The 11,117-nt window shown below is 57.3% G+C and carries 13 protein-coding genes and 1 riboswitch; of the genes, 7 read left to right on the top strand and 6 right to left on the bottom strand.

Annotated elements, in window-relative coordinates; genetic code table 11:
- Positions 1-66 (bottom strand): IS1 family transposase (locus tag ACLH1I_RS26030; RefSeq protein ID WP_135713003.1); only part of this gene is annotated, 66 nt, incomplete at its 3' end.
- 390 nt (positions 67-456) lie between these two features.
- On the opposite strand from ACLH1I_RS26030, the gene ACLH1I_RS26025 reads away from it, so the two are divergent.
- Positions 457-789, top strand: a complete 333-nt coding sequence (locus ACLH1I_RS26025) for an ArsR/SmtB family transcription factor (RefSeq protein WP_001549890.1) — start codon at positions 457-459, stop codon at positions 787-789.
- A 5-nt stretch (positions 790-794) separates the two neighbouring features.
- Positions 795-1,508: an arsenical resistance protein ArsH gene (gene arsH / locus ACLH1I_RS26020; RefSeq protein ID WP_025801347.1), complete on the top strand. Its 714-nt coding sequence runs from the start codon at positions 795-797 to the stop codon at positions 1,506-1,508.
- A gap of 57 nt (positions 1,509-1,565) precedes the next feature.
- On the opposite strand, the gene arsC is transcribed toward arsH, so the two are convergent.
- From arsC to ACLH1I_RS26005, 3 genes are all read right to left on the bottom strand, one after another.
- Positions 1,566-1,994: a glutaredoxin-dependent arsenate reductase gene (gene arsC, locus ACLH1I_RS26015; protein ID WP_001549888.1), complete on the bottom strand. Its 429-nt coding sequence runs from the start codon at positions 1,992-1,994 to the stop codon at positions 1,566-1,568.
- 49 nt (positions 1,995-2,043) lie between these two features.
- Entirely contained in the window at positions 2,044-3,327 is a 1,284-nt protein-coding gene (locus tag ACLH1I_RS26010; RefSeq protein ID WP_001549887.1) for an arsenic transporter, read from the bottom strand.
- Positions 3,328-3,422: 95 nt separating this feature from the next.
- Complete coding sequence (locus ACLH1I_RS26005; protein ID WP_001549886.1) at positions 3,423-3,776, bottom strand: metalloregulator ArsR/SmtB family transcription factor; 354 nt, start codon at positions 3,774-3,776, stop codon at positions 3,423-3,425.
- 483 nt (positions 3,777-4,259) lie between these two features.
- Here ACLH1I_RS26005 and ACLH1I_RS26000 point away from each other — a divergent pair, with 483 nt between their 5' ends.
- Together ACLH1I_RS26000 and ACLH1I_RS25995 are read left to right on the top strand one after the other, a co-directional pair.
- Entirely contained in the window at positions 4,260-5,738 is a 1,479-nt protein-coding gene (locus ACLH1I_RS26000) for a SulP family inorganic anion transporter (RefSeq protein WP_001549885.1), read from the top strand.
- Positions 5,739-5,756: 18 nt separating this feature from the next.
- Complete coding sequence (locus ACLH1I_RS25995) at positions 5,757-6,584, top strand: universal stress protein (protein WP_004118529.1); 828 nt, start codon at positions 5,757-5,759, stop codon at positions 6,582-6,584.
- A gap of 71 nt (positions 6,585-6,655) precedes the next feature.
- Here ACLH1I_RS25995 and ACLH1I_RS25990 read toward each other — a convergent pair whose 3' ends face one another.
- Positions 6,656-7,852 carry an MFS transporter gene (locus ACLH1I_RS25990; protein ID WP_001549953.1) on the bottom strand — a complete coding sequence of 399 codons (1,197 nt, stop codon included), beginning with the start codon at positions 7,850-7,852 and terminating at the stop codon, positions 6,656-6,658.
- A gap of 380 nt (positions 7,853-8,232) precedes the next feature.
- Positions 8,233-8,303: riboswitch (Fluoride riboswitch) on the top strand.
- 77 nt (positions 8,304-8,380) lie between these two features.
- On the opposite strand from ACLH1I_RS25990, the gene crcB reads away from it, so the two are divergent.
- Both crcB and nhaA read left to right on the top strand, forming a co-directional pair.
- Positions 8,381-8,755, top strand: a complete 375-nt coding sequence (gene crcB, locus ACLH1I_RS25985) for a fluoride efflux transporter CrcB (RefSeq protein ID WP_004118534.1) — start codon at positions 8,381-8,383, stop codon at positions 8,753-8,755.
- A gap of 274 nt (positions 8,756-9,029) precedes the next feature.
- The gene (gene nhaA / locus ACLH1I_RS25980; protein WP_011977829.1) at positions 9,030-10,178 is read left to right on the top strand and encodes a Na+/H+ antiporter NhaA; all 1,149 of its coding nucleotides are present in this window, start codon (positions 9,030-9,032) and stop codon (positions 10,176-10,178) included.
- 353 nt (positions 10,179-10,531) lie between these two features.
- On the opposite strand, the gene ACLH1I_RS25975 is transcribed toward nhaA, so the two are convergent.
- Positions 10,532-10,864 (bottom strand): DMT family transporter, encoded by a 333-nt coding sequence (locus ACLH1I_RS25975; protein ID WP_004118538.1) that lies wholly within the window; start codon positions 10,862-10,864, stop codon positions 10,532-10,534.
- Between the two features lie 37 nt (positions 10,865-10,901).
- Here ACLH1I_RS25975 and ACLH1I_RS25970 point away from each other — a divergent pair.
- A partial coding sequence (locus tag ACLH1I_RS25970) for a hypothetical protein (protein WP_411302950.1) occupies positions 10,902-11,117 on the top strand: 216 nt, incomplete at its 3' end.

Genomic DNA, 11,117 nt, shown 5'->3' with positions numbered 1-11,117 from the left:
TTTGCCATTACGCATCACGCCTTCAGTAGCGGAACAGGAGGGACAGCAGACGGAGACTGAAGCCACGGGAGCACCTCAAAAACACCATTATACACTAAATCAGCAAGTTGGCAGCATTACCTGTTCTCCATTTCTTAGGGTCCACAAGTAAAACGTTTTATGCTGATGCATCACAAAAAGACCGCAGTAAACGGGGTCTGAGGTCCAACCATGCGAAAAACCACGTTAAGAAAGCAACCTTCTGAAAAGGCGACGTTTATCAGTTTTTTTTCCGGCCATAAAGGGGGCGGAAATTATTCCCTGCACGGGTATTCGCAAGGATTTCGGTAGTGCTCTGGCTCTGCCCCCCATAACCTGGCGGACAGAGCATGATTGGGAAAGCGGTACCCTCACGGCAGAAACGATTGACGCAGGCTATATTTCTATTATTCTGGAAATATAGATAAAGGAGGTATTATGGATTTAAACACTGCTGCAAACGCACTTCGAGAACTGGGCCACCCGACACGTCTCAGCATATACCGGGAGCTGGTCAGGGCGGGTCATGAAGGCCTGCCGGTTGGCGAACTGCAGAAGCACCTTGAGATTCCTGCCTCCACGCTCAGCCATCATCTTTCAGCGCTGATATCCGCTGGACTCATAAGCCAGGAACGGCAGAGTCGTACCCTGTTCTGCAGGCCCTGCTATGCGCAGCTTGAGCAATTGATGGCCTTTCTGACAGAAGAATGCTGCGCAGGCGGCAGCTGCAGTCTGTCACCCGCAAAGACTCCCGAAGAGACCCCATTGTGAACAACCTGACTGATGCCCTGAAAAATATCGATCCGGCCCTCCTGGACGCGCCGCTGACGGAAGATAAGCTGAAGGCCAGAGAGATAACGCATCCGCCCCGCATCCTGATGCTCTACGGCTCGCTGCGGGCGCGCTCTTACAGCCGGCTGACAACGGAAGAAGGTGCCCGGCTGCTGACGGCCATGGGCGCGGAGGTGAAAATTTTCAACCCGTCCGGCCTGCCACTGCCCGATGATGCGCCGGAGACGCACCCGAAAGTGGCTGAGCTGCGGGAGCTGGTTCTCTGGTCGGAAGGCATGGTCTGGTGCTCTCCGGAGCGTCACGGGGCCATGACCGGCATCATGAAGGCCCAGATTGACTGGATACCGCTGACGTCAGGCGCGGTCCGCCCGTCACAGGGAAAAACCCTGGCCGTCATGCAGGTCAGCGGCGGCTCACAGTCGTTCAACGCTGTAAATCAGATGCGTATTCTTGGACGCTGGATGCGGATGATCACCATCCCGAATCAGTCATCCGTGGCAAAAGCCTGGGCCGAGTTTGATGAGGATGGCCGCATGAAGCCTTCTTCGTATTATGACCGCATAGTGGACGTCATGGAGGAACTGATGAAGTTCACCCTGCTGACGCGCGGTCGCAGTGATTATCTCACCGACCGCTACAGCGAAAGGAAAGAGAGTGCCGCGCAGCTTTCTGAGCGGGTCAACCAGCGCAGCATATAAAAAAGCCGGCAGATGCCGGCTTTTTCCACACTGTTATGCCCGCAGCCTGGTAAAAAATCAGTGGCTGACGCGGTTCCCGTGCTCATCAATGACGGCTTCGCCGTCCTCTTTGGTAAACGCGCCCTGCTGCGGGTCCGGCAGTATGTCCAGAACCACTTCGGAGGGACGGCACAGCTTCGTGCCGAGCGGTGTCACTACCACCGGGCGATTAATGAGGATCGGATGAGCCAGCATGGCATCGAGCAGTTCGTCATTGCTGAAGCGGTCTTCTGCCAGGCCGAGCTGTTCGTACGGTTCGGTATTTTTGCGCAGCAGGTCGCGCACGCCGATGCCCATATCCGCAATCAGCTTCTTCAGCTCATCGCGTGACGGCGGCGTTTCCAGATACAGAATAACCGTGGGTTCGGCGCCGCTGTTACGGATAAGCGCCAGGGTATTGCGGGATGTCCCGCAGGCCGGGTTGTGGTAAATGGTAATGTCAGTCATAAGCGGTACTCCGTAAAGGGGCTGCACGGGCGCAGCCCCGGGGTTAAAGTTAAACAGACAGGCGCAGGGCCAGCGCGGCCAGCGTGACAAAAAGCACCGGCAGGGTCATCACGATGCCCACGCGGAAGTAATAGCCCCAGCTGATGGTGATGTTTTTCTGTGCCAGCACGTGCAGCCACAGCAGGGTTGCGAGGCTGCCGATAGGGGTTATTTTCGGGCCGAGGTCACAGCCGATGACGTTGGCGTAAATCATCGCCTGCTTCACCACGCCCTGTGCGCTACTACCGTCAATCGACAACGCGCCAACCAGCACGGTGGGCATGTTGTTCATGACGGACGAGAGTGCCGCCGTCAGGAAGCCGGTGCCGAGCGTTGCGCCCCATACGCCGTGCTCTGCAAACCGGTTCAGGGCGGCGGAAAGGTAATCAGTCAGTCCGGCGTTACGCAGTCCGTATACCACCAGATACATGCCCAGCGAAAAGATAACGATCTGCCAGGGCGCGCCTTTCAGCACCCTGCCGGCGTCAATCACGTGTCCTTTGCGGGCAACCAGCCAGAGAATAAACGCCGCCACCGCCGCCACCAGGCTGACCGGCACGCCGAGCGGCTCCAGAGCAAAAAAGCCAACCAGCAGAAGAACCAAAACCACCCAGCCAGCCTTAAAGGTTCGTGCATCCCGGATGGCTTCCCGCGGTGCCTTCAGCTTCGCCAGGTCATAGGTGACCGGGATGTCCCTGCGGAAAAAGAGATGAAGCATCACCAGCGTGGCCGCAATGGAGGCAATGTTCACCGGCACCATGACGGATGCGTACTCGCTGAAGCCCAGCGTAAAGAAGTCAGCCGTTACGATGTTCACCAGGTTCGATACGATGAGCGGCAGGCTGGAGGTGTCAGCGATAAAGCCCGCTGCCATCACAAACGCCAGCGTGGAGCCGGGAGTGAATCCCAGCGCCAGCAGCATGGCAATAACGATCGGCGTCAGAATTAGCGCGGCTCCGTCATTGGCAAACAGCGCCGCCACTGCGGCACCCAGCAGAACGATATACGTGAACAGCAGCCGGCCCCTGCCGCCTCCCCAGCGGGAAACGTGCAGCGCGGCCCACTCAAAAAAGCCGGACTCATCGAGCAGCAGGCTGATAATGATGACCGCAATGAACGTGCCCGTGGCGTTCCAGACAATCTGCCAGACCACCGGAATATCACCGATGTGCACCACGCCGGTCAGCAGCGCCAGCGCCGCACCGATGACGGCACTCCAGCCAATGCTCAGCCCCTTCGGCTGCCAGATGACCAGTACCAGCGTCAGGATGAAAATCGCACCTGCCAGAAACATACCCGCTCCTATTGAATACAAATGCCTGTTAAACCGGACTGATAAATTTTCGATGCGTAATATATTCGATAATCCAGATATATACCGGTAAATTTTTAAATGCAGACAGGCTTGCCGTTGGTGGTGGCGTTATCGCGTTCAGCCTGCCGGCTGAGCTGGCGGATATCATCCCGCTGGCAGAGATAAGCCTGTTCGATAACCGCCGCTGCCCACGCCGGCATATGAGGCGACAGACGATAGTGGATCCATTTTCCGTCCCGCCGGTCGGTAAGCAGCCCGTTTTCTCTCAGCAGAGCCAGATGCCGTGAGATTTTGGGCTGAGTTTCTTTCAGCACGGACGTAAGTTCACAGACGCAGAGCTCCCCTTTTTCGCGTAGCAGCAGCACGAGGCTGAGTCGGGTTTCGTCGGAAAGGCTTTTAAAAAGCTGCAGGGGGGACACGGGTGGCATGGTGACTCCTTATTGTGACTGACCTGAGTGTACCTGTGAAACTTTCTCCGTCAAATTTATATTCACTTAATCATATGTATGTGCGAACGCCGGACGAGCCTGAGCATGCAGAAGGACTTTCCGTCCGGATGCGCCTGACCGGCATTCCATGAACAGCGTTTTTGCCCTGCGCGTTGACCCCGTTAACAATTCGTGTAGAGTAAAAAGCGCTTTTTGCCGTGGTTCATCTGCCCGGCGGGCATTTGTGGCCGGTACTGAACGTCTGTTCATCCGGTCTTTCTGATTACCCGCGCTGCTCTGTCAGCCGTGAAGGAGTGATAAACACCACCATGCGTCTTACGCCACCCTGAGTCGTACCCCTCCTCTGTCGCACTGAATAAACTTCGGCGCGCACTCAAAAACATCCCGTCTGCGGATGTGCTTTTTCGTACGTAAAATTTTTGCCCTCACGGGCTGACCGTAATCAAAAACTGAGAAATGACTATGCTGCTGTCCTCGACGCGTAAGGACTGGCTGGGTAACGTCCGTGGTGACGTCCTTGCCGGTATTGTGGTCGCGCTCGCGCTTATTCCCGAAGCGATCGCCTTTTCCATCATCGCCGGAGTCGACCCGCAGGTCGGGCTCTACTCTGCGTTCTGTATTCCCCTGGTTATGGCCTTCCTCGGCGGCCGTCCGGCAATGATATCGTCCGCCACCGGTGCGATGGCGCTGCTGCTGATCACGCTTGTAAAAGACCACGGCCTGCAGTATCTGCTGGCGGCCTCGGCGCTGACCGGCGTACTGCAGCTGGCGGCCGGCTACCTGAAGCTGGGCAGCCTGATGCGCTACGTCTCCCGCTCGGTGGTCACCGGTTTCGTGAACGCGCTGGCCATCCTGATATTTATGGCGCAGCTGCCGGAGCTGACCAACGTCACCTGGCACGTTTATGCCCTGACCGCTGCGGGCCTGGGCATCATTTATCTCTTCCCGTATCTGAACAAAACCATTCCCTCGCCGCTGGTCTGCATCATCGTGCTGACCGCCATTTCCATGTGGCTGCACCTGGACGTGCGCACCGTGGGTGACATGGGCAAACTGCCGGACAGCCTGCCGGTGTTTCTGATCCCGGATATCCCGCTTAACCTCGACACGCTGATGATTATTCTGCCGTACTCGGCAGGACTTGCCGTGGTGGGGCTGCTGGAGTCGATGATGACCGCCACCATCGTGGACGACATGACCGACACGCCGAGCGATAAAAACCGCGAGTGCAAGGCGCAGGGCGTGGCCAACATCTGCACCTCCTTTATCGGCGGCATGGCGGGCTGCGCGATGATTGGCCAGTCGGTGATCAACGTCAAATCGGGCGGGCGCGGGCGGCTTTCCACGCTCACCGCCGGCGTGGTGCTGCTGCTGATGGTGGTGTTCCTGCGCGACTGGGTGTCCCGGATACCCATGGCGGCTCTGGTGGCGGTGATGATCATGGTCTCCATCGGCACCTTCTCCTGGCGCTCCATCAGCAACCTGCGCAGCCATCCGCTGTCAACCAGCGTGGTGATGCTGGCCACCGTGGTGGTGGTGGTGGCGACCGATAACCTGGCGTTTGGCGTGCTCACCGGCGTGCTGATTGCCTCGCTGAACTTCGCCACCAAGGTCGCCCGCTTTATGGCGGTCTCCTCTGAGCTGAAGGACGACACCCGCACCTATACCGTAGCCGGCCAGGTATTCTTTGCCTCATCCGATCGCTTTATGAGCCACTTCGACTTCCGTGAAGCGGTGGAGCGCGTGGTGATTGACGTAACGCACGCCCACTTCTGGGATATCACCTCCGTGAGCGCGCTGGACCGGGTGGTTATCAAGTTCCGTCGCGAAGGCACGGAAGTGGAGATCAAGGGTATGAATGACGCGACCCGCACCCTCGTTGACCGCTTCGGAGTGCATGACAAGCCTGAAGAAGTGGAAAAGCTGATGGGTGGCCATTAATTTACTGGAGAAAGCATCATGAATAACACCGTTATTGCCTGCGTTGACGGCTCGCCGTCAACCCGGCCGGTCTGTGAGTATGCTGCCTGGGCAGCCGGTAAACTTGGCGCGCCGCTGGCGCTGCTGCACGTGCTCGAAAAGAGTGAGACTCCCGCCGTGTCTGACCTGACCGGGAGCATTGGTATTGACAGCCGGGAGCAGCTGACCGAAGCGCTGGTCCGCGTCGAGGGTGAGCGCAGCCGGCTGCTGATGGCGCAGGGCAAGGCCGTGCTGGCCGGCTGTGCGGAGCTCCTGAAGCAGACCGGACAGCCGGACGCACAGCTGCTGCAAAAGCACGGCGCACTGGACGAAATCCTGGCGGAGCTGGGCGAAGTCCGGCTGATGGTGCTGGGGCGCCGCGGGACGCAGAATCAGGTAGGCAGCCATCTGGAAAGCGTCATTCGCCTGCAGAAAAACCCGGTGCTGATTGTGCCGGAGACGTTTACGCCGCCGGCGCGGGTGATGTTTGCGTACGACGGCAGCAGTGAGAGCCGTAAAAACCTGACGCGCCTGACGGTCAGCCCGCTGCTGCACGGCCTGAGCTGTCATATCGTGATGGTCAACGGTGACATGTCAGCCCTGCAGGATGCGCAGGCTGTTCTTCAGGAAGCCGGTATCACGACCGAGACACGCCTGCTGGAAGACGAGTCCGTAACCGGGGCGCTGTGCCGCTACGCGGACGCCCATGATATCGACCTCACGGTAATGGGGGCCTGCGGGCACTCCCGGTTACGGCGATTCTTTATTGGCAGCCACACCACGGAAATGCTGTCTGAAAGCCGTCAGCCCCTGCTGATGCTGCGATGAAACAGGCGGGCCTGATATCAGGCCCGCCTTCACAGGGGAAAGAGGATGACGGGTATGAAGGTAAAGGCGCGTTATTGCGGCGCATCCGTCCTGATACCGGTGGCCAGCAGGCTGGCGCCAAGAATGTAGACCAGGCAGAACAGGGCCTGAAGATGCAGGGTGACATGGTTATCTATCAGCACGCCCATGATTACCGGGGATGCCCCGCTGGCAATCACCGTCCCTGCCTCAACCGCCGAGCGCACCCTGGCCAGCTGCGCCGGACCAAACAGCTGTACCCAGAGCGCGGTGGCAAGCGTTGAGGCAATGGCCGACGATACGCCGGTCATAATCAGGTAAAAAGGCGTCACCCACTGACCGTTGCTGAGCCATAGCGCCAGCATGGCCAGGGCCTGTGGCATCAGAAACCACGGCAGCAGCCTGCGTGGTGAGAGCCGGTCAATCAGCGGGCCAAACGACAGCAGCGATACCGCCTGGGTAATGGCATAGGCAATAAACCATACCGCCACCCACGACAGCTCCCAGCCTTTCTCCTGTGCCAGCCTCGCCTGGTGGAAGAAGAAGCCGGTGGTGATAAAGGGGGAGGCCAGCACGACAGGCAGCGCCAGCAGCAGGTTGCGGTTTCGCCATACCGGCGCCTCTTTTTCTTTCTCCTCACCCCGCTTTCTGAACGTACGCAGCGGCTTCTCTTTCCCGCGGGGCAAAAACATCAGCGCGACCCCCACGCCGGCAACAAGCATTCCGGCATTGATGCCCCAGGCAGCGCGCCATCCCGTCAGCGCGCTTATCTGCACCGCAATCACAGGAAAAACGGCCTGCGCCAGCGAGAGCCCCAGCGCGATGGCGCCGAGCGCCTTGCCTGCATCAAGGGGGAACTGGCGCGCCGTTGCGGTCAGCGCAGTATGCACCATCAGTCCCTGGCCGCCGAGGCGCAGAAAGTAAAACCCGATGCACAGCATCCACGCCGCCTGTGCGCCGGAAACCAGCAGGCAGGCCGTGAGCAGCAAAAGGGTGACCGCCAGCGTGAAGCGGCGGGTCGTGGTGTAGTCAATCAGCCGTCCGGCCCAGGTCAGCGTGATGGCGCTCATCACCGTTCCGATTGCGTACAGGCCGCCCAGTCCGCCGTCGGTGAGCCCAAAGGCCTCACGAAAATCCTGCCCGTAAAGTGAGACAAAATAGGTCTGTCCAAAGCTGGACATGGCCATCAGCATCGCACCGAACGTAAGGTGAGAGGCGTGATGAAACATAAACCGAAAAAGCTGACGCATGAATATCCCTGAAGGCGGGCTGCAGCCCGCCGATTAATCACGACGTGTCCGTACCGGCTGCTGCGGACACGGCGCCTGCGTCCCTGAAGCAGGTACACGCGGGTTCACCGTGAAAGGTGGCAGTCCCGTAACGGATATGAGAGAACGGTACCCGGCGCGGACTGGCTGTCGCGGCAGGCTCTCTGATAAAGGACGGGCGAAGAGAAACTCAGGGTGGCGTAATGTGCATGACTCACAGTCAGATATAAAATGCTGCCGAAACGATAATTTTTAATGCTCTTCAGGTCAAGCCTGAAAACGGGCTCCTCATGCCCGCCGCAGGGGGAGTCGCACAAAAACAGTGGATAGCCGCTTGATTAACGCCCGTGACCGGGCCAGAATTGCGGCGAGGTGATGGCGTTCCACCTTACCCAACCGCTTCCCCTGAGAAGCTGATGACGCCTGATATTACTCCCCTTTAACCGGGAGTATGTCAGGCCGCCCCGTATCATCAGCCTGCATACTCCCTCTGACACAGAGGTAAACCCCGTGAAATCTTATCTGGCCATTATCATTGGTGGATCCGCTGGCTGCCTGATCCGCTGGCTGCTTGGCGCACGCCTGAACAGCCTGTTTCCTGACCTGCCACCGGGCACGCTGGTAGTGAACCTTGCGGGCGGATTTATCATTGGTGCGTCGCTGGCCTGGTTCATGCGCCATCCTGACCTGGATCCGGCCTGGCGATTACTTGTTATCACCGGGCTGTGCGGTGGGCTGACCACGTTTTCCACGTTTTCCCTGGAAATATTCTCACAGCTGCAGTCCGGTAATTATTTCTGGGCGTTTACTTCACTGCTGGTACACGTAACCGGCTCCATTCTGATGACTGCCCTGGGTTTTTTTGTCGTCACATGGCTGCTGTGAGCGTGTGGCTGATGACGGATAAAAATGCCCCTGCCTGCGGCAGCTTTACAGGGCTTTACATCTTCCGCCTGAAGCGGGCCGGACGTTATGATAAAATTAACGTCACGCTAATTCGTTAATTTATCAGCAATTAATTATCGTATTTTTTATATCTTCAGCGTAGCTCAGCCGGCTTATCCTCTGATAACCAGCGGTTGTATATCAGGGGAAGGCCTGTTTTTTTTGAATAAAGGGAGGGAGTGTGTCAGAAATCCCAGACAGAAATAAAAAGAGGATGTCAGAAGTGCCATCTGCATTTTTCAGCTCGCCCGCAGCCGGCGGCATCGTGCTCATCATCGCCTCAGCAGCCGCTATCATCGTGGCTAACTCTCCGCTCAGGGAGGGATATGAGGTATTCCTGAAATACAACGCCGCCGGCCTCTCCGTTGAGCACTGGATAAACGACGCCCTGATGGCCGTGTTCTTCATGATGGTCGGCCTAGAAATCAAGCGCGAGCTTCTCACCGGTCAGCTTGCCACCTGGGGCCAGCGCGCGCTGCCGGGATTTGCCGCGCTGGGCGGGATGGCCGTGCCTGCGGCCATTTACGTATGGTTTAATGCGGGCAGCGATGAAACCCTCGCTGGCTGGGCAATTCCTGCCGCCACGGACATTGCCTTTGCGCTCGGGGTACTGGCACTGCTGGGCAGTCGCGTACCTGCCTCGCTGAAAATTTTCCTGTCGGCGCTGGCTATTCTGGACGACATGGGCGCAGTGGCTATTATTGCGCTCTTCTATACCAGTAATATTTCGTTTCTGATGCTGGCCGGTGCGGCGGTCACGGTTGCTCTGCTGTTTATCATGAACCGTGCCGGGATTACCCGGCTGTTTCCCTATCTGCTGGCGGGGGGCGTGCTGTGGTTTTTCATGCTTCAGTCCGGGGTGCACGCCACCATCGCGGGTATCCTGCTGGCGCTCTTTATCCCGCTGCGGGTAACCGATCCGGATAAACAATCCCCTCTTGCCCGGCTGGAGCACGGCATCAATCCGTGGGTGACGTTTCTGATACTGCCGCTGTTTGGCTTCGCAAATGCGGGGGTCGCGCTCTCCGGTATGACGGCTGATGACCTGATGTCGCCGGTACCGGTCGGCGTTGCGCTGGGCCTGTTTGTTGGCAAGCAGGCGGGCATTTTCGGCCTGTCGCTGCTGGCCGTCAGCCTGGGCCTGGCAAAACGGCCTGAAAAAAGTACCTGGCTGCAGGTTTACGGCGTATCGGTCCTGTGCGGAATAGGGTTTACCATGAGCCTGTTTATCGGCAACCTGGCGTTTGCAGAAAGCCCCCTGTTGGTGGACGAGGTCAAGGTGGGGGTACTTGCCGGCTCTGTACTGGCAGCACTGGCGGGTATGCTGATACTGCGCTTTTCTCCTTCGCATCCTTCCCGGTAACGCATTCGGGTCCGGAAAATCCCCGTGATGACGGGGATTTTTATTTCCCTGCAAACTTATTAATCAACAGGGCCACCTTCATTACCGTCGGCATTTATTCAGGTGCTTATCATCACACTGGTGCCCGCATTTATAGTTTGCCGAAAAAATTCGCACCGTTAATCATGCAGGTACAAACAAAAAGCAGTCTTTTTGTCAATCATGGCAACTTTTCCTGGCCGCCCCCGGTTATGTCGGTTCTCTCGCCTGTTATTAATGTAGCGGGTAATGTCCCATTTCAAAAAGGGGAAAGGGAGAGGCATGCTGATGTCTAAAATCAGAATGCCCCCGGAGTTCTGTTTATGGATGAGAACCTACAGCTGCTTGTGTCCTGCCAGAATTTTCAGGCCAATGATACCCGCCAGAATCAGTCCGAAACAGGCAATGCGTAACAGGCCCTTATCTTCATTTAAGTAAATTATTCCGTACGCTGCTGTCCCTAAAGCACCAATCCCGACCCAGACCGCATAAGCGGTTCCTACAGGAATAGTCCGTGTTGCCAGGGACAAAAAGTACATGCTCACACCGATAAATGTCAGGCAAAAAATACTGGGGTAGATCCGGGTAAATCCCTCAGTCCGGAGCATTGACGCGGCATAAAAGACTTCGGCTATGCCGGCAATCACCAGATACATCCATCCATTCATAAAACTCCTTTAACGGCTCATCAAAACCAGCAATATTGTGGGCAATGTTAACTCTGTTTTTAAGCAGGGGATCATCAGCATCAACCGCGAAACCCTTTCCGGCACAGGAAAAAATCGCTGCCTGCGTCGGGTTAACTGCCTGGGCACTGTTGCAAAGTTAGCGATGAGGCAGCCTTTTGTCTTATTCAAAGGCCTTACATTTCAAAAACTCTGCTTACCAGGCGCATTTCGCCCAGGGGATCACCATAATAAA

It is taken from the genome of Klebsiella sp. 1SOBk10mer (assembly GCF_046602535.1).
GTDB lineage: Bacteria > Pseudomonadota > Gammaproteobacteria > Enterobacterales > Enterobacteriaceae > Klebsiella > Klebsiella quasipneumoniae.
The sequence above is the reverse complement of the archived record's forward strand: the minus strand, read 5'-3'. Positions and strand labels throughout refer to the sequence as shown.